16 protein-coding genes and 1 pseudogene are annotated in these 19,359 nt (G+C 44.8%); 10 read left to right on the top strand and 7 right to left on the bottom strand.

Going from position 1 to position 19,359, the window contains the following annotated elements; genetic code table 11:
• Positions 1-35 precede the first annotated feature (35 nt).
• The 6 genes from QUA90_RS20125 (at position 36) to QUA90_RS20100 (ending at position 9,714) form a co-directional block, all read left to right on the top strand.
• Positions 36-410: a DUF3110 domain-containing protein gene (locus QUA90_RS20125; protein WP_333447351.1), complete on the top strand. Its 375-nt coding sequence runs from the start codon at positions 36-38 to the stop codon at positions 408-410.
• 189 nt (positions 411-599) lie between these two features.
• A complete protein-coding gene (gene murQ, locus QUA90_RS20120; RefSeq protein ID WP_333447349.1) occupies positions 600-1,514 on the top strand; it encodes an N-acetylmuramic acid 6-phosphate etherase in 915 nt (304 codons plus the stop codon).
• Positions 1,515-1,595: 81 nt separating this feature from the next.
• Positions 1,596-6,950 carry an AAA family ATPase gene (locus QUA90_RS20115; RefSeq protein ID WP_333447347.1) on the top strand — a complete coding sequence of 1,785 codons (5,355 nt, stop codon included), beginning with the start codon at positions 1,596-1,598 and terminating at the stop codon, positions 6,948-6,950.
• A gap of 115 nt (positions 6,951-7,065) precedes the next feature.
• Positions 7,066-7,671 (top strand): NAD(P)-binding protein, encoded by a 606-nt coding sequence (locus tag QUA90_RS20110; RefSeq protein ID WP_333447345.1) that lies wholly within the window; start codon positions 7,066-7,068, stop codon positions 7,669-7,671.
• A gap of 57 nt (positions 7,672-7,728) precedes the next feature.
• A complete protein-coding gene (locus tag QUA90_RS20105) occupies positions 7,729-8,703 on the top strand; it encodes an FAD-dependent oxidoreductase (protein ID WP_333447360.1) in 975 nt (324 codons plus the stop codon).
• Positions 8,704-8,706: 3 nt separating this feature from the next.
• A complete protein-coding gene (locus tag QUA90_RS20100) occupies positions 8,707-9,714 on the top strand; it encodes a 3-oxoacyl-[acyl-carrier-protein] synthase III C-terminal domain-containing protein (RefSeq protein ID WP_333447343.1) in 1,008 nt (335 codons plus the stop codon).
• 497 nt (positions 9,715-10,211) lie between these two features.
• On the opposite strand, the gene QUA90_RS20095 is transcribed toward QUA90_RS20100, so the two are convergent.
• From QUA90_RS20095 to QUA90_RS20075, 5 genes and pseudogenes are all read right to left on the bottom strand, one after another.
• Positions 10,212-10,913: a thiamine pyrophosphate-dependent enzyme gene (locus tag QUA90_RS20095; RefSeq protein WP_333447341.1), complete on the bottom strand. Its 702-nt coding sequence runs from the start codon at positions 10,911-10,913 to the stop codon at positions 10,212-10,214.
• Between the two features lie 9 nt (positions 10,914-10,922).
• On the bottom strand, positions 10,923-11,252 hold the full coding sequence (locus QUA90_RS20090) for a hypothetical protein (protein WP_333447358.1): 330 nt from the start codon (positions 11,250-11,252) through the stop codon (positions 10,923-10,925).
• A gap of 249 nt (positions 11,253-11,501) precedes the next feature.
• Positions 11,502-11,825 (bottom strand): annotated as a pseudogene (locus QUA90_RS20085) (thiamine pyrophosphate-binding protein); the annotation flags it as partial.
• A 474-nt stretch (positions 11,826-12,299) separates the two neighbouring features.
• The gene (locus tag QUA90_RS20080; protein WP_333447340.1) at positions 12,300-12,830 is read right to left on the bottom strand and encodes an adenylate kinase; all 531 of its coding nucleotides are present in this window, start codon (positions 12,828-12,830) and stop codon (positions 12,300-12,302) included.
• A gap of 171 nt (positions 12,831-13,001) precedes the next feature.
• Entirely contained in the window at positions 13,002-14,282 is a 1,281-nt protein-coding gene (locus tag QUA90_RS20075) for a CAP domain-containing protein (RefSeq protein ID WP_333330506.1), read from the bottom strand.
• Positions 14,283-14,385: 103 nt separating this feature from the next.
• Here QUA90_RS20075 and QUA90_RS20070 point away from each other — a divergent pair, with 103 nt between their 5' ends.
• Positions 14,386-14,559 (top strand): hypothetical protein, encoded by a 174-nt coding sequence (locus tag QUA90_RS20070; protein ID WP_333447338.1) that lies wholly within the window; start codon positions 14,386-14,388, stop codon positions 14,557-14,559.
• Positions 14,560-14,790: 231 nt separating this feature from the next.
• Here QUA90_RS20070 and nblB read toward each other — a convergent pair whose 3' ends face one another.
• Both nblB and QUA90_RS20060 read right to left on the bottom strand, forming a co-directional pair.
• Positions 14,791-15,465 (bottom strand): phycobilisome degradation protein NblB, encoded by a 675-nt coding sequence (gene nblB / locus QUA90_RS20065; RefSeq protein ID WP_333447336.1) that lies wholly within the window; start codon positions 15,463-15,465, stop codon positions 14,791-14,793.
• Between the two features lie 120 nt (positions 15,466-15,585).
• Positions 15,586-16,047, bottom strand: coding sequence for a CBS domain-containing protein (locus tag QUA90_RS20060; RefSeq protein WP_333447335.1), 462 nt, complete (start codon positions 16,045-16,047; stop codon positions 15,586-15,588).
• Positions 16,048-16,292: 245 nt separating this feature from the next.
• Here QUA90_RS20060 and QUA90_RS20055 point away from each other — a divergent pair, with 245 nt between their 5' ends.
• The 3 genes from QUA90_RS20055 (at position 16,293) to QUA90_RS20045 (ending at position 19,268) form a co-directional block, all read left to right on the top strand.
• Entirely contained in the window at positions 16,293-16,619 is a 327-nt protein-coding gene (locus QUA90_RS20055) for a (2Fe-2S) ferredoxin domain-containing protein (RefSeq protein WP_333447333.1), read from the top strand.
• 81 nt (positions 16,620-16,700) lie between these two features.
• A complete protein-coding gene (gene dacB, locus QUA90_RS20050) occupies positions 16,701-18,143 on the top strand; it encodes a D-alanyl-D-alanine carboxypeptidase/D-alanyl-D-alanine endopeptidase (RefSeq protein ID WP_445300127.1) in 1,443 nt (480 codons plus the stop codon).
• A gap of 228 nt (positions 18,144-18,371) precedes the next feature.
• Positions 18,372-19,268, top strand: coding sequence for an alpha/beta hydrolase (locus QUA90_RS20045; RefSeq protein ID WP_333447329.1), 897 nt, complete (start codon positions 18,372-18,374; stop codon positions 19,266-19,268).
• The last annotated feature ends 91 nt before the right edge of the window (positions 19,269-19,359 follow it).

The following is a 19,359-nucleotide window of genomic DNA, read 5'->3' as shown; positions in this document are numbered from 1 at the left end:
TAAAAAAACGGTGGTTAAGAAGGTCTTTAAAACTTATGCGAGTGTTCGTCTTACTCTTCAATGCCCGCACCGAGAATGAGGGAATTCATACCATTCAACTCGGCGATCGCAACAAAGTTCTGATGTTTGAGTCAGAAGACGACGCCACCCGCTTTGGCGTGATGTTGGAAGCTCAGGATTTCCCCGAGCCCACTGTCGAGGCGATCGACGAGGAGGAAATTAAGGAGTTCTGTGACAGTGTTGATTATGATTGGGAACTTGTGCCCGCGGGCGCGCTGGCTATTCCGCCAGAAGATAATGTAACACAGACTCAGTGGCAGCCGGAGTCCGATCCCGAAGCCGAACCTGATTCTGAGGTTTCCCAAAACGAACTGGATTCTATTCGCCGCCGACTCGAAGGACTTTTGTAATAGGAAGTTCGGCAACGAGTAGTGTACGGGATTTAACGGATTGATATTGAGATTCGAGGTGAAGACGGAAAAGGGAAGAAGGCAGGGCGGTTTCATTCTCAGGGAAATCATCGTTTTGTAGGGGTAGTGTCCCCGTGCCTACCCCCTCCACGGACTAGCCGACAACTGACAATTAACAACTAACAAAAAATGAAGAATTTGGAAGAACGGGGCCATCTGCTGACTGAACAGGTGAATGCCAACAGCGAGAATTTAGACCAACTCAGTTCGATCGAATTAGTGGACTTGTTCAACCGGGAAGACGCCCAAACCTTAAGCGCGATCGCCCGTGCCCGCGAACAGTTAGCCCAAGCGATCGACATTGCAGCCGAGTCTCTGCGTCAAGGAGGTCGCCTGTTTTACGTCGGTGCGGGTACTTCCGGGCGTTTGGGGGTGCTGGATGCGGCCGAGTGTCCCCCCACCTTCTGCACGCCACCAGAACTCGTACAGGGCATAATTGCCGGGGGTGCGGGGGCTTTGGTGCGGAGTTCGGAGGATTTGGAGGATCGGGCTGAGGATGGGGCTGAGGCGATCGCCCACCGTCACATTACCAACTTAGATGTGGTTGTGGGGATTACGGCTGGAGGTACGACGCCGTTTGTCGCGGGCGCTTTGCAGGCGGCACGCCAGCGGGGGGCGAAAACTGTGTTTATGGCCTGCGTACCCGTCGAACAAGTCAATTTTGAGGCTGATGTTGATATTCGGTTGTTGGTTGGCCCGGAGGTAGTGGCGGGTTCGACGCGCTTGAAAGCCGGTACAGTAACAAAAATGGCTTTGAATATCATTTCGACTGGGGTAATGGTGAAGCTGGGGAAGGTTTACGGCAATCGGATGGTTGATGTGGCGGTGACTAATAAGAAATTGCGCGATCGGGCTGTGCGGATGTTGCAGGATTTGACTGATTTGAACCGGGATGAGGCGGGTTTTTTGCTCGAAAAAAGTGGCAAGTCGGTTAAATTAGCTTTGATGATGCACTGGACTAATTTGGAGAAGGAAGAGTGCGATCGAATTTTGGGCGAGTTTCAAGGGAATTTGCGATCGGCTGTAGCATCAATTAGTCAGTAGTCATTAGTTATTAGTCATTAGTCAGTTGTTATTTGTTATTCCCCATTCCCCATTCCCCATTCCCCATTCCCCATTCCCCCTATGATTACCCTAACAAACTACAAAATCACCGCCCAAATCCATGAAAGCTTTAACTCCCTTGTTTATCGGGGAATTCAGCTTGAGGGTGAGACACCAGTTATGCTTAAGGTTCTCAAAGCGGACTATCCCACCCCAGCCCAACTCACTCGCTACAAACAAGAATATGAAATCAACCGCAGCTTAAATATTGATGGAGTCGCCAAAGTTTACAGTTTAGAAAATTATCAGAATACCCTGGTAATGAGTTTAGAAGATTTTGGCGGATCGTCACTCAGTATATTAATCACTGAACATAAATTTTCCCTGCTTCAATTTTTGGAAATGGCAGTCAATATCACCGCTATTTTAGGTGAAATCCATGCGACCAATATTATTCATAAAGACATCAACCCCTCTAATATTGTTCTTAACCCAGAAACGGGGCAAGTCAAAATCATAGATTTTGGTCTATCAACAGTTTTAACCCGCGAAAGCACCACTCTGAAAAATCCCAATGTCTTAGAAGGCACTCTTGCCTATATGTCACCAGAACAAACTGGCAGAATGAACCGCAGTTTAGATTACCGGACAGACTTTTATTCCCTCGGTGCAACCTTCTACGAACTCCTTACCCATCAACTGCCATTTGAGAGCACAGATGCACTAGAATTAGTTCACTACCACATTGCCAAACAGCCAACTCCACCCCATCAAATTAATCCAGAAATACCTAAAGTTGTCTCAGACCTCGTAATGAAATTGTTAGCCAAAACTGCGGAGCAAAGATACCAAAGTGCTTGGGGAATTAAAGCTGATTTAGAAGAATGTCTCACGCAACTACAATCTTTCGGTAGCATATCAGAATTTCCTTTAGGTCGTCAAGATATTTTAGATAAATTTCAAATTTCCCAAAAACTCTACGGCAGAGAACAAGAAGTTGAAACCTTACTAGCAGCTTTTGAGCGCGTAGCAGGAGAAAATATTGAGGTCGCGAGTTCAGGGAAACGGGCGGTTGAAATGATGCTTGTAGCGGGTTATTCCGGTATCGGCAAGTCATCTCTAGTGCAAGAAATTTATAAACCAATTACCAAACAAAAGGGTTATTTTATTTCAGGTAAATTCGAGCAATACCAGCGCAATATTCCCTACTGGGCTGCGATCAAAGCCTTTCAGGAATTAGTGCGGCAACTATTAACTGAAACGGAATCTCAACTGGAACAGTGGAAAGAAAAAATCAACGCAGCTTTAGGGGAAAATGGCGGCATTATTGTCGAAGTTATTCCCGAAGTAGAAATGATTGCAGGCAAGCAACCTGAAGTAGTATCCTTGCCGCCTGCCGAAGCCCAAAACCGCTTCAATTTTGTCTTTCAAAAATTCATCCGAGTATTTGCTCAAAAAGAGCATCCCCTAGTAATGTTCATTGATGATTTGCAGTGGGCTGATGGGGCTTCCCTAAAACTTATGCAGCTTTTAATGACAGCAGCAGAAAGCGAATATCTATTTTTTTTAGGAGCTTATCGGGATAATGAAGTTAGTCCGAGTCACCCATTAATGATAACTATTGATGAAATTAGGAAAAACGGTACGACAGTTAATTCTATCAGGATCTCGGCATTGAAAGAAGTTCATATCAATCAATTAATTGTTGATACTCTTAAATGCGAGCGCGAGCGCAGCCTACCCCTGACTAAATTAGTTATTGCCAAAACCCAGGGAAATCCCTTTTTTGTTAATGAATTTTTGAAGTCGATGTATGCTGAAAAATTATTGACATTTAATATCCAACAAGTTAGTTGGCAATGGAACTTAGAACAAATTAAAGAGCGAGGTTTTACCGATAACGTTGTTGAATTGATGGCAGGAAAAATTACAAAATTACCGGAAGCCACCCAAGAAGTTTTGAAAGTAGCTGCTTGCATTGGCAACCAATTTGACCTCAAGATTTTAGCTAACAGCATTGAAAATTCCCTAACAGAAGTGGCCTTATCTTTGCGGAATGCCACAGTCGAAGGGCTAATTGTACCTCTGAGCGATACCTACAAGTCAGTAGAATTAGAGGTGACACCTTTAGATTTAAAAGCAGAGTTAATTGTGGAATACAAATTTATTCACGACCGAGTTCAACAAGCAGCTTATTCCTTAATTCCCGATCGGCAAAAATCCCTCGTTCACCAACAAGTAGGACGAAGTTTATTACAAAATACCCCTTTTTCTCAAAGAGAAGAAAAAATTTTTGATATCGTCAATCAACTCAACTTCGATCCTCAATTAATTGATAACCAATCAGAAAAAAATGAACTAGCCGAGTTAAATGCGATCGCAGGTCAAAAAGCCTTAGCATCAGCCGCCTACGAATCAGCTTTCAAATATTTAACCTTTGGCATTGAACTGTTAGCCGAAGCAAGTTGGCAAACCGACTATAATCTGACAGTAAAATTGTATGCAGAAGCGGCAAAAGCTGCACAGCTAGTTGGCGAATTTGACCGCATGGAAAACTTAGCTGCGGTGGCCTTGCAACAAGCTAAAACCCTCCTAGATAGTGCCGGAATCTATGAAACAAAAATTGCGGCACTCACGACACAATCAAGACGAGTAGAATTAGTTAAACTCGGTATTGATGTCCTGAAACTTTTAGGAGTTGATTTACCAGAAGCTCCTAATTTATCCGACATTCAGCAAGCAATGGCGACTACAAATGCTGCCTTAAGCGGACGAAAAATAGAAGATTTAATTGACCTACCTTTGATGGTAGAACCTGCTCCGCAAGCAGCCATGCGGATATTATCATCTCTCTTCGCCCCTGCTTATCAAGTTGCTCCGGCGCTGCTACCTTTGATAGCCTGCCAAATGGTAAATTTATCTATTAAGTATGGAAACACAAATAACTCTCCCTTTGGCTACGCTGGCTTAGGCGTAATCTTAAACGGTGGATTCCAAGATATGGAGAGTTCCTATCAATATGGTCAACTAGCTATGCGTGTATTACAGCAGTTAAATTTTGTGGAAGTTAAAGCTAAAACATTTCATTTGGTGGCTGGATTCACAATTCACGTAAAGGCTCATATCAGGGAGTGTTTTGATATTTTCTTAGCGGGATATCAAAGCGGGATTGTCATGGGAGATTTTTCTTTTGCAGGTGAAGCTGCTAATGTTAGATGTCAATACTTATATTTGAGTGGCATGGAATTAGTATCTGTAGAAAGGGAGATAGCTATCTATGACAAAGCAATGGCAGACATCAAGCAAAAAACATCTATTAAATATAATCGCATGACTTGGCAAGCGGTGCTTAACTTGCTTTCTCCCTGTGACAATCCCTGTAGGTTAGATGGTGAAGTTTGCAACGAGGAAGCATTTCTTGCTGAATGTTTAGAAATGGGCGACCGCGCTGGTACTGCTTATGTCTATATTATGCAACTTATTCTATGCTATATATTTAAAGATTACCCGCAAGCTTTAGAGAATGCGATCAAAGGTGAACCTTATTTAGATGGTTTAACGGGAATTTTTTCCGTACCAAATTTTTATTTTTACGACTCTTTAAACCGCCTATCACTTTATCCTGTCGCCGCTAATGCAGAAAAAGAGCAGTACCTCGAAAAAGTAGTTAGCAATCAAGAAAAAATGAAAGTATGGGCAGATAATGCCCCGATGAATTTTCAGCATAAATACGATCTAGTAGCAGCAGAACAAGCGCGAGTTACAGGAGATATTTCTAAAGCGATGGCAGATTATGACTGCGCTATTAAAGGAGCTAGAAAAGGATTATACACCCAGGAAGAAGCAATCTCTTACGAACGAGCTGCAGAATTTTATCTGGCTTTAGGAAGAGAAGAGATTGGCGAAATTTATATGAAAAAAGCTCATTATTGCTATCAACTATGGGGCGCTAAACACAAGCTTCAACATTTAGAGAAAGCTTACCCGTACTTGCAGCCAAGAACCTCTGAATCAACAACGAGAACTACTTTATCTAGCCGCACTACCAGTGGCAGCAACAGTTCTCAGGTATTAGATTTTGCCACAGTAATGAGGGCTGCTCAAGCCATTTCTGGTGAAATTGTCCTGGAAAAGTTGCTATCAAAGCTGATTAAACTTGCCATTGAAAATGCCGGCGCGCAAAAAGGTTTTCTTTTATTGTTCGATCGCGGTGAATTAAAAATAGAAGCGGCTTTAGAAATTGCAAACAATGAAGTTAGCGTCCTGCAATCTGTGCCAATTAGCCATAGTAATTTGTTGCCAATAACTGTAGTCAACTATGTGACTAGAACTCAGTTAGATGTGGTTTTAAATGATGCTGTTAATGAGGGATTATTTACGAAAGATCCTTATGTATTAGAAAATAGCCCCAAGTCAATTTCGTGCAATGCGATCCTCAATCAAGGTAAATTAATCGGCATTCTATATTTAGAAAATAATTTAGCAACAAGTGCTTTTACTACAGACAGGTTAGAAGTTTTGAAAATCATTTCTTCCCAAGCTGCTATTTCTCTGGAAAATGCACTACTTTATCAAACTTTGGAACAAAAAGTAGAGGAACGCACGGCTCAATTAGCTGAAGCTAACTCTCACCTTGCGGAAGCCAATCAGGAAATTACTGTACTCAACGAACGACTGAAAGCAGATAATATTCGCATGAGTGCAGAACTAGATGTGACGCGCCGCCTACAGAAAATGCTGTTGCCAAGGGAACAGGAACTCAGCCAAGTTGAAGGGTTAGAAATTGCTGGTTTTATGGAACCAGCCGATGAAGTAGGAGGCGATTATTATGACGTGCTGCAACACAATGGTAGCGTCAAAATTGGCATTGGTGACGTAACGGGACACGGGTTAGAAAGTGGCGTGTTAATGATTATGGCACAAACGGCTATCCGTACTTTATTAACCAATAATGAAGCCGATCCTGTGAATTTTTTAAATATTGTGAATCGGACGCTTTTTGACAACGCAACTCGGATGAGTTGTGAGAAAAATATGACGCTAGCTTTGCTGGATTATCAAGATAATATCCTGCGTTTGAGCGGACAGCATGAGGAAGTAATTATCGTGCGCGCTGATGGCGAAGTGGAGCAAATTGATACAATGGATTTGGGATTTATCATTGCGTTAGAACCGGATATAGCTGATTTTGTGAGTTCGACAGATATTGAGTTGCATTCAGGAGATGTTGTGGTTCTCTATACCGATGGGATTACAGAAGCGTTTGATATGGATCGCGAACAATACGGTTTAGAACGACTTATTGAAGTTGTCTGCGAGTGTAGGGAAGAATCGGCCGAAGCTATTAAAGAAGCTGCGATCGCAGATGTGCGGCGACATATTGGCAAGCAAAAGGTTTACGATGATATCACCATAGTCGTGATTAAACAGAAGTAGCGATCGGTAAGTTGTTTACGTTTAGGGTTAATTATAAAGAAAAAATAATCTTTGGAAATTTTTGAGGCTCTGCCCTACAAACTATAAATACCCAGGAAGAAAAAGAGTAAATGTAATGTTGAAAGACGAAATACTCGACGTGGCGATCGTTGGCGGCGGTGTATCAGGAGTTTACAGCGCTTGGCGACTAATGACTAGCCAAACTCAAAAATCCGAACGACTCGAACAAATGCTCTCAAAGCGAGGAGAAGATCGGCTGAAAATTGCCGTGTTTGAAGGTAGCCACCGCATCGGTGGGCGATTGCTATCGGTAACTCCACCGGGAATGCCAAACACCCGCTGCGAATTGGGCGGGATGCGTTATATGTCATCGCAAAAACTGGTGCGATCGCTAGTTGAAAATAAACTTAAACTAGAAACCCGCCCTTTATACGTCAGCGAACCTGAAAACATCGCTTATTTGCGAGGCCAACACCTACGCCTTTCTCAACTTACCGATCCGAAACTGGTGCCCTATGCCCTCAAAAGTGCCGAACAAGGGATAGATCCCAGCAATTTTATTGGTTTTGCCCTCGAACAGCTTATGCCCGGAATTAGCAAACTACATGGGGAAGAATTGCGGCATTTTGTGAGAACTCATAAATTTGAGGGCAAACATCTCTACAATTGGGGCTTCTGGAATTTGTTGGCACGATCGCTCTCCCACGAAGCTTACACCTGAGCCTACCAAGCAGGCGGCTACGATACCACCGTCTTAAACTGGAACGCCGCCGACACCATCTTATTAAACTGCGACTTCACACCGGATGTAACTTACAAAGCGATAGTTAAAGGTTACGAACCAATACCTTTAGAAATCTGCCAACAATTCGTCCAATCAGGCGGAGAAGTTTATCTGGAACACCGACTCAAATCCTTTGCAGCAGCAGAGTTGCCCGATGGTAGCAGCGGTGTCAAAAGGAGTCTCATCTCGCAAAATCAACCAGGTGAAACCATAGAAATCTTCGCTCGCGCCTTAATCTTAGCGATGCCACGACGCTCCCTGGAACTACTAGATCCGACAGGCGAGGTTTTAGATCCACGAAACCGTAAAGTTCAAACACTGATCCGCACGGTGACACCAGTGCCTATGTTTAAAATGTTTGTCTCCTACCACACACCTTGGTGGGAAAAGGTTGAAGTCACGAAAGGGCGATCTGTTACCGACCTACCAGTGCGGCAATGTTACTATTGGGGCACAGAAGGAGAACAGCTCAAAGCCGATCGACAAAACCAGAATTCAGTGCTGTTGGCAAGTTACGACGATACCCTCAATGTCACTTTTTGGGAAGGACTGCGGGACAAAAAAGAAGAACCGCCCTTTGAGACGAAAGCAGGTTACTATGGCTCAGACTACTCCGGTTCCCCCGACTGGCATCATTACAAAGCGCCAGCGGCAATGGTGAGAGAAATCCAGCGCCAGCTCAAAGAAATGCACGGATTAAGTGAAATTCCAGAACCTTATAGCGCTGTCTACATGGACTGGGGCGACGATCCCTATGGCGGTGCGGTTAATTTCTGGAATATCCACGCCAAAAGTTGGGAAGTTATCCCCCAAATCGTCCACCCGCAAGAGAATGTCCCGGTGTATATTTGCGGTGAAGCTTATTCAGATGGTCAGGGGTGGGTGGAAGGAGCGCTATCTACAGCCGAAATTTTACTGCAAGACCACTTCGGCCTGCAACCGCCCGATTGGGTGACAGAAGAGGGTTGAACTATGGCTAACTATGATGGCATTGGTATCATCGGTACAGGCTATGCGGTACCGTCGCAGATTCGGACTAATGATGACCCGATTTTTGACTGGCTCAAACAACATCCTGTGCCGGGTCAGGATTTGTTTAAAGGCTACAAGGAGCGCCGTGTCTTGTCCCCAGGGGAAAGTGTGACGGAGCTTATGGTACAGGCTGCCTTGGTAGCTATAAAGGATGCAGGATTGAACATCGGCGAGATTGACGCGCTACTAGGCTATGATTCGGTTTCTGAGTATCTCACACCCAATGGGCTCGCTAAAGTTCACCAACAACTGGGTTTGTCGCCCACAACTTGGATATTTCCGATTAACGATGAATACACGAATTTTAATACAGGGCTGTTGATGGCAAATGCCCTAGTACGGGCGGGGCAAGTAAGAAACGCACTTATTGTCTGTGGTTGCAATTGGACTCGCTATGTCAGCTACCACACGCCTCAAAGTATTAGTGCTGCGGATGGAGCGGGGGCAGCGGTGGTGGGTGAGTTCAGAGCTCCGTCGCAATTTACTTTAGTGGACGCTGAAAATTCGGTGTATACAGAAGTATATGGGTGTATGTATATGCAGCCAGATGGGATCGCGCCTGATGCCTTCGATTTTCAAAACAACCCCGAACAAATTTACACCAGACCGTACTTTCACATTACACCAACTGGTCAGCAAGCGTTTGTAGAATTTATAGAAAAAGAGCCACCGAGATTAATCCATCGGCTGTTAGAACGTCATGGTATTCGGGGTGCTGACATTGCCTTGATTACCCATCAAGCTTCGACTGTACTAATGGATGCTTGGGCGAGTGCGATCGCGCCTGCTCAATACTTACAAACCTTAGAAACATTTGCCAACATGACACTGGCCAGCATTCCAGTAAATCTTGCCTATTTCTATCGCGAGATTAAAACGGAGTACCTAGTATTGCTGGGTTTAGGAACTGAACTCAAGACAGCCGCACTATTGCTGAAGCGCAAGTAGTAGACGGGGCGGGTTTTTGAATTTTTACTACACATAATTAAAGCAGAGGTAAGGACACTCCAAGAGCCCATAGGTGCCAACTTAACTTCAAGCCCAGTCACAGAATGCTGTTTGACCATTAAACTTAGATCCCCCCTAGCCCCCCTTAAGAAGGGGGGGACAAGAGCCTTCTCAAAGTCCCCCTTCTTAAGGGGGATTTAGGGGGATCTAAACTCGGGTATGAGCGAGATTTTTCAAGGGTTTTAGTCTTAAGTTGACACCAATGGGAGTGTCTCTACTACTAGGATCGCGAGCGATCGCAGTGTACTTCATAAACGTGGAATCTGCTGTAAATTGGGGAACTTACAACCAGATCTTCCTATCACTCAGCTTTGTGAAGGTGGATAATAATGTGGCACCTCATAGTTATTAATGTGAGCAACTATTACCTGCGGTTTGTTATTTTCTAGTGCATTTTTCATGGCTCTGGGAAATACTTCTCTCATCTCAGTAGGACTCTAAATATCAAAAGCATCAGCACCCAAAGCTGCGGCAAACTGCGCCAAATTGGGATTACCATTTTTATAATAATCTTTCCAAAATCCCGGTTTTCCAGGTTGAGGACAAAACTGGTTCATGTACTGGCTAATCATCCCCAATTCGTTATTGTCCATGACCACCCAAATTGCGCCAACGCCGTATTGCGCGGCTGTTGAAATTTCGTTTCCGTGCATCATAAACGCACCATCGCCAACAATCGCAACGCAGGTTTTATACGGCGCTCCCATTTTACCGCCGATTACCGCAGCAGTACCAAAACCCATCGACCCCATTGCCAGCGAATTGTGCATTTGCAAAGGCGGATTGGCAACAATATAATGCACCGACCAACCAACGCAGTTAGCACAATCTATAAACAAATGTCCGTCTTCTGGCATCATCTCATTGATGCACTTCATCAACGCTTGAGGAAAAATAGGGGAAGCTTCCGAGTCTCGTTTTTCGGGGTTGCGGAACGGAGATTTTGTACTTTTAATTTCGTCGATCAACCGCCTGCGGAAATCAATTCCTTTTTCATCAGCTTTTACTTGCTGACCTAACTCGCACAAGTAGTCGATCGCGCGGCCAACTTCCGACACAATTCCCAATTCAATCGGAAAAGAACGGGCGATCGCATTTTGATTCAAGTCAACTTGAATAAAAGGCCCGTTGGGAATCAAAATCGAGTCCTATTTGGAAGTAGCCAGTTGACCCCAACTCGATCCCCAAACCATCAGTGCATCGTAGTGTGGTGGTAATTTAGGATTGAGAAGTTGTGGGTTTAAATAATACTTAGGCCACTCGCAACCCGCCAAACCGTAATTTCGCAGCGATAACTGGATATTTTCTGGAAAAATGCTCTTTGCGTCGGGAGTTGTCCTCACCGGAATGGCAAATTTGTTAACAAACTCTACAAATTTTCGCAGGCGATCGCCATCTTGCAAAGCGCGGCGACAGCCATTTCCCAAGAAAAATAACGGCAGTTGCGCTGACAACAGCAACTTAAAAGCTTGCTCTATTTTCCCTGGGCTAAAAGCATCGGGAATGGCGCGATAATTATCAGGGCTATTGGGAATTTGGACATTGCTAACCGTACTCCCAGCAACATCGTCGGGAAGGCTAATGTGAGCGGCGCGGTTAGGAATTGAAAGCGCATCCCGTAAAGCTTGGGAAAACAGCGTTGGGAAATTGGTCGCATTAGTAATTACACCACTGTACTGCGAGGCGCTGCGATAAATATTATCAATGTCTAGATTGGCATCAATTCCTTCTTGAAGATAACCTTTACCAAAATAAACTTCTGGCACTTCCCCAGTAATAGTCAACAGCGCCGAGTTACTATTGTGAGCGTTCACCGTTCCCGTCAAAGCATTGGTGGCACCAGGGCCAGAAGTTACCAAAACCACCCCTAAGTTTCCCGTTACCCGTGCATAACCATCAGCGATAAAAGCCGCCCCAGTTTCGTGGCGACAAATGATATACTCAAATTTATCTTGTTGCTTGCTTAGTTCGTCTAATAGGTGCGTGAGTGCGCCGCCTGGAAGACCGAATAGTTTATTTACTTGCTCAAGTTCGAGGTACTTGAGCAGAAGCTGGGCAACAGTTTTGTCTTGTACAGTTGTGTAGTATGTAGTCTATTTTGAATCACAAGCGAGTCCTCTCCCGATGCGATATACCTAACTGCGTATAAATTATACAGTAAAATATATTTTACATCACTGCTTCGGCCTTGCTACATAGATTATTTCTCGAAGAAGAAATGGTTATTAAATCAGTAGCGGACTAAAAGCTGAAGACAGAGCGAATTTGTAGCTTTCAAAAAAGTAAATTTCGGTGATTTTTGGCGCGCTCGTTGACGTTTTTGAGAAAGGCGATTAGAGTCAGTATATAGATTTGTTGTTTGGCGATCGCTCATTAGTTAGGAAAGCCGTTTCAGAAGCCAACGCACCTAGTACCAGACTGCTGGATAGCCTACCAACTTTGAATTTTCAAACCGAGTCCTATGAAACTAAAGCCTAACCTTAACCTATACTCATCCTTGGGGCATCTCCCCTGGCTGTCAACAGTCAACAGTCATTAGTCCTTTGCAATATCGATTCAAAAAATTGTGAAATCTCTTCAGTGGATCTGATGTGATAAACACTTTTGGTTTTTTGAGCGCGATCGACATACTCGCGATATCTGGGAGTCAAATACTTATGACACAACCAAAGAACGCGGTAACTATTAATTGAACTCTTCAAGATCGGACTCTTTTCCGGCCAGCCTTCGGGCGGTATAAACTTACCTGTAATCAGCCGTTTAGTCACCCACCAGAAATGCACGTATAGGGGCAGATCGACAAAAACCAGACTATCTGCCTCGTTGAGTCGAAGCCAGACGGTTTCCATACAACCAAAACCGTCTATAATCCATCGGTCAGTAGCCAAAATTTTCTCATGGATCTGCTTATATTCTTCATTGGGAACCTCAGCGCCCCCAGATTGATATTTAATCTTATCCAAAGGGTAAAGTGGCAAACCAGTGATTTCTGATAATCTCTTGCTGAGAGTTGATTTACCGCCTCCAGCGTTGCCAAACACGGCTACTTTTTTCATAGTTACCCCTCTTAGTAATGATGCAAATTGTAGCAACACTGTGGAGAATTGCTATAACAACTGAAGTAGTAGGGTGCGTCAGCTTCGACAATCTGGGCTACCCATCCAATCCCTACGAACTGACGCACCTTACAAGCTGCCTAAGTGAAATTTTACACTACCGATTCCCCGTTACCCATTCACAAAAACGCTCGATGTAAGCTGACTTTGACTTACACCCTGCACGATGCCCAAATAATTACTGCCAGACTTAATCGCCGTAGAAGCGACACTTGCACCTCCATCCAACTGCAAACTCACAGCTTCAAAAGTCAAGTTGGCAAACCCGATACCGTCCGTCAAACCAATGTTATCCCCAGCCCCAAAATCGACGATTACATCTGCACTTATTAAAGTAGCCGCCGCAGACAAACCTCCTGCCAAGATAAACGTATCATTTCCAGCACCGCCGGTCAGCATATCTTGACCGCGATCGCCCGCTAACAAATCGGATCCGTTACCGCCAATTAAGATATCATCTTCTTTGCCGCCGCGAATAGTATCGTTACCGTCAGATCCGATTAGTCGATCGTTATCGTTGTTGCCGCTGATAAAATCATTGCCAACACCGCCATCAATTGAATCCGATTCTTTGCCACCCGATAAGCTGTCATTGCCGCCTGCGCCATTAATTGTATCCGCACCTTGCATTCCATTAATGCTATCAGCACCTTCTCCCCCCGTGATATTGTCTTTGCCGGAAAGGGCAAAAATTGGCAATCCCGCAGCATTTGTCGGTATTTGACTATCGGCACTATCTGAGAGGAAATAATTGCCGTCGCTGGCTGTATTTTTGGGTGCTGTCGTCGGGCTGCCGTCCCCTATAGCATTGGGTATTGGCGAAGTAATCGATACCAATGTGTTGGGAGTAGGTGTGGGAGTAGGTGTGGGTGTCGGTGCGGGATTGACACTACCGTCAAGAGAAGTCGCAAAAACTTGCGTCCAATAGTGATTGAAATTTTCTGTGCCAGTATCGTCGGCTAAGAAATAGTAACCAATCCCAATTTCTTTGAGATTCGGGTTTAGAATGTTAGTGCGATGGCCGCTGCTGTTCATCCACGATGATACAACTTGTTCGGGTGTAGAAGATCCAGCAGCAATATTTTCTGCTGCCGCTGAGAACTTATAGCCCGTTGTAGTAATGCGACTGGTGAATGACGAACCATCTTTTCCGGTATGCGAAAAGAAGTCTTGCAGTGCCATGTTTTGGCTGTGATTTTCCGCCGCATTTAGTAACTGAGTATTTAAGGTTAGCGGTGATAAACTCAATTTGCTGCGTTCGATGTTTGTAAGTTCTAAAACTCTATAAATAAAGTTTTGATTGGTTGGAGTTGGTGCGACTTGAGAGGCAGATCGCTCTCCTGGTAAAATGTCCGAGGACTGAGAACCTGAATTTTGTAGTTGTTCAAGCATGGGGATGATCAAGAGTTTTAAGACTTGGCTTTGCTGGTAGATGGCTTACCGTCTTAACGATAGTTTCCCCGATCGCTAGCTGGCTGGACACAATTTAAGAATTGTGTTAATCCCTGCCGCTACTGTATTTATTTTAATTATAGCTTTTGTCAAAGTGGGGATGTCAAGAGGCAGACTCTGGTTTGGATTGGGAAGAGTGCGATCGACTTTGAGGAGAGTTTTCAAGGAATTCGCGATCGCCCGTGGCATCAATACAATTTTAGATTTTAGATTTTAGATTTTTCCTGATTAGTAAGGTTTACGCTACGCAACCAGCCCGCTGGCTGGCTGGCTAGAAACCCGGTTTCTACGAGTTTTGCAGATAGGAACAAGAAATATAGGAAGAAACCGGGTTTCTGAAATATGTGTGCGATCGCGAACAGACTTTTTAGTAGAATCTTCACAAAAAATTCTAAATTAATTCAAAATTCACAAGCGTGCAGGGTTGTTCGCGATCGCCAAAGCAATCTCAAGATTTCCAACTATTTTCTGGTCCGGCTTTAGCCTCCTGAGCAACTTGTTCAACCTCATCTTTGGCGAGAATTTCCAAAGCTGTCTGTGCTTCTGCACCGCCCAACCGCCCCAAAGCTTGGGCGACTCTGTAACGGATCTGCCAATCTGCATTGGAAGCGTAGGGAAGCAGCAGCGGCAGCGCCCGTTTATCTCCCAATTCACCTAATGCGCTGATGGCAATGGTTTGGATCAATTCGTTTTCAGAATTCAGGGCATTTTCTAACATTGGAAAGGCTTTCGGATCTCCCATTTCTCCCAAAGCCGCGACGATGCTCAGTTGCACCAGCCATTCAGAGGTACTGCTATAAACTTGCTGCAAATCTTCTAAAGCATCGGTTAATTTCAATGCGCCCAAAGCATCGGCTGCTGCTGCTTGCACGTCGGGTTCGGGGTCGTTGTTCAAGCTGTTTCGCAGTACCTCTAAAGCGTTCGCCAGATTCTGCGTGCCGAGGGTTGATAATTGGCTGACTGCTGCGTAGCGAACCCGGACGTTTTTGTCGCCGATCGCAATTTGAATTAGTTTATAGGCGATCGCGGGTTCTAGCTGCCGCAGTTGGTTGACTGCTCGCAGTCTTTCGCCAAAATCCTCGGAATTCAGCAATTGTTCGACAGACTCAGGGGTAATGCTCATCGGATTTTAGATTTTAGATTTTAGATTTTAGATTTGGTAATTGGTAATTGCCAAAAGCAAGCGAGATTTAAGGAGCGATCAACTCATTTTCTGATACACTCCTGGAACTGCAAAAGTTAATTAAGACTCCGCCGCCATCGCTCGGATAATATCTCCCCTAGTGAGGATGCCGATTACTTTTCCTGCAGTATCAAGCACTGGCAATCGGTGGATGCTGCGATCGTGCATCAGTTTGGCAGCTTCTTGGACAGATTTGTCGGGTTCAATGGTAACTGGTTCTTTACTCATCGCTTCTCCTACTGTTTGTCCTAAAGCCTTGTGGAGTTCTCGCTCGTAACGAGAGGGATTTTCCAAATAAATCACGCTGTCGAGCACCATGATATAAGCGGGCGGAGTTACGCCGGTTTCCCGCCACATCAAGTCGGTTTCGGAGATGACTCCTACCAACAAGTCATTCTCATCTACGACGGGAAGACCGCTAATGCGTCGATCGGCTAAAATTTTAATCGCTTCGTTCAAGGGCATTTCGGGTCGCGCCAAAATCGGCTCGCGGCTCATTACATCGGCTACTGTTTTTGGCATGATTAGCGGTTGATTGAGTTATCTCTATAAATCGATCATATAGGCAAAGCGTGACACAGACTGAAGAAAGGCAGCTCTGCTGAAAGGATTGGTTTGAAGGTAGGAAAGAAGGAAAAAGTTTGAATCCCAGAATTTTAGTGTTTTTTTCGATCGCACTATAAAATTCTGCCGTTTGCCGGACTCCAGCGGGCGATCGGTCTGACAAGATTGTTAAGATATCTTAAAGAGCGGATAAATCCTTACCAATGCCAGAATCTCCAGCCACAGAACCAGAATCCCAACCAGAAGCGCGCTGTGTATTGGTTTGCCAGTATCAATCTTGCCTGAAAAATGGTTCAGCAGCAGTGCTAGCTGCTTTTGAAGCTCAACAAGTTGCAGGGGTGAAAGTTGAGGCTACTAGCTGTCAGGGACAGTGCACCACTGGCCCAACTGTACGAGTTACCCCAGACGAAATTTGGTATTGTCGAGTTAAACCGAGTGATGTAGTGTTAATTGTGGAAGGGCACCTCAAAGGGGGAAAACCTGTAGAGGCGCTATTCAATCCGAGAATTCATGCGCGTTATTATTATTAATATTGACTTGATTCGGTGAAACTTCCAAGATCGGGCGCATCTAATTTTAATAGTTATTGTTAAGGAACTGGCACTTTGAAAATCCAAGGAATTGCGCTTAGTTTGTTAGTCCTAATTCTGGGGCGTCCATCGGCGGTTGCTGCTCAAACGTCGGCGGTTGCTGGGGATATTTGTCCTGGGGAATTGGGGGCGCAAGTAGATGCGATCGCCAACCGTCCCGAATTTAGTCGATCGCGCTGGGGCATTTTGATTCAACCTCTATCTTCTACTACTACTCTCTACAGCCGCGACGCCCAAAAATATTTTATTCCAGCATCAAATGCCAAGCTGCTAACTACAGCCGCTGCTTTGCAGAAACTCGGTGCAGATTTTCGGATTAAGACATCGGTTTACAGCGGCGAAAATGGCAGTTTGTACGTTGCCGGCAGGGGAGATCCGAGCATTGCTGAGCCTCAGTTGAAATCCTTGGCGCAGCAGTTGAAGCAGCGGGGAATCAGTCAAGTTAACCAGTTGATTGGCGATGACAGTTATTTTCAAGGCAGTGCAGTTAATCCGAATTGGGAATGGGAAGACGCGCAAGCAGGCTATGGAGCGCCGATTAACAGTTTAATTTTCAATCAAAACGCGATCGACCTTCTATTGTCCCCGCAGGCTCTTGGGCAACCTCTGAAAGTTACTTTTGCCGAACCAAAGCTGGCAAATCAGTGGCAAGTTCAGAACAATACTGTTACCGTCGCTCAAAACGAATCCGAGTTTATTGAAGTTGGCCGGGAGTTCGATCGACCTATAATTCGACTGGGCGGACAGTTGAAAGTTGGTGGCGAACCTGAATCAGCTTATGTCGCAGTTGTCAACCCCGCTAATAATTTTTTGCAGTATTTTCAACAAGCCCTGGCAGCAGAGGGAATTCCTGTTAAACAGGCTTTAGTTGCATCGGCTTCTCGCAATTTAAATCAAGAATTAGCGACCGTTGAATCGCCGCCGCTGGCGGAATTGGTGAGAGAAACTAATCGCGTAAGCAACAATCTTTATGCAGAAGTTTTATTGAGATTGCTGGGAAAAGTTACAGACAAGATGCCTGTGCCACAAGAGGATACAGGTGAAAGCGGTTTGAAAGAGCTAAAGGCAGTTTTAACTCAATTAGGAGTAAATCCAAACAGCTACATATTAGCCGACGGTTCCGGCTTGTCTCGGCACAATTTAATTACTCCAGAAGCCTTGGTGGAAACTTTGAGATTGATGGCTAATTCACCTGCTGCATCGATTTACCGCCAGTCACTGTCGATCGCTGGCGAGAGCGGCACTTTGAAAAATCGCTTTAATATTACACCAAACCGCGTAATTTTGCAAGCAAAAACAGGAACTATGAGCGGAGTTTCGGCGCTGTCGGGATATATCGAAGTTCCGAATTACGAGCCACTGGTGTTTAGCATTATCGTCAATCAATCTGACCTATCGACTGCAAAAATGCGATCGGCAACTGACGAAATTGTGCTATTATTGAATCGCTTGCGCCGCTGTTAAAACAACAGATTTAAGGTGAGAAAGTTAACCTCAGTAGTTACACCTAAGTTACACCTAAAAGACAGGGCACCCAAAAACCCTACAAGTTTTAAGTTTCATTAGATTGCACCGACGGGAACCGAAAAGCAGCTACAATAAAAGTAGAAAAATTAACACCATTGGGAAGTTTTAGCCTGCTACCAGTCGGCGGGTTGTGTACTTCCCGAAAATAAGTCTAACTTTCCAACTATGAATTCTTTAGATTCCGAACAGCAACACATCTTTGTCGAAACCAATAACATCCGCCTCCACTGCGTTTCTCAAGGAGAAGGCGAGCTCGTTCTCCTCCTGCATGGGTTTCCAGAGTTTTGGTACTCTTGGCGTCATCAAATCCCTGCTTTAGCCCGTCATTTCAAGGTGGTAGTGCCAGATTTGCGGGGCTACAACGATTCCGACAAGCCGGAAAGCGGCTATGATTTAGATACGCTGAGCGCGGATATTCGCGGTTTGATTTCGAGCCTCGGTTATACAAAAGCTCACGTTGTAGGTCATGATTGGGGAGGGGCGATTGCGTGGCACTTAGCTCAAAAATTCCCCGAACAACTCAACCGCTTGGCAATTTTAAACGCTCCGCACCCGCAGCGATTCGCGCAGGAAATGGCGAGCAATTTAGATCAAATCCGCCGCAGTTGGTACGTTTTGGCGTTTCAAGTCCCCGGCATTCCCGAATGGTTGATCCGGCAAAACTTGAAAGATTTTGTGCACAATGTTTTCCAAGGACAAGCTGTTCGCAAAGGAGCTTTTAGCGCTGAGGAAACTAAGATTTATCAGACTGCTTTAGAAAAGCCGGGAGTATTAGCCGCCGCTATCAATTATTACCGGCAGATGTTTCATCCGCAGAGGCTTTGGAATTTGGGGCAGAAATTAGAACCTGTGACAGTGCCTACTTTGGTGCTTTGGGGAGAAGAAGATGCGTTTTTGAGCCACAAACTTGTAGAAGGTTTAGACAGATTAATTACGGCTCCGTTTAAGTTAAAATTAGTTCCTCACTGTGGTCACTGGATTCAGCAGGAAGCGCCGCAAACGGTGAATCGAGAATTGCTGAGTTTTCTGAGAAATTCTTCTCCTTCTGTGGCTTTGGCATAGAAAAAAATTAACGCTTGCACATAAGAACGGGCAAGATGCCCGTTCCACAAGAAGATTGAATTTTTGTGGAACGGGTATCTTGCCCGTTCTT

Origin of the sequence: Microcoleus sp. D3_18_C4, from assembly GCF_036702355.1 — a bacterium.
Classification (GTDB): domain Bacteria; phylum Cyanobacteriota; class Cyanobacteriia; order Cyanobacteriales; family Microcoleaceae; genus Microcoleus.
This window is presented reverse-complemented; position numbering and strand designations above follow the sequence as displayed.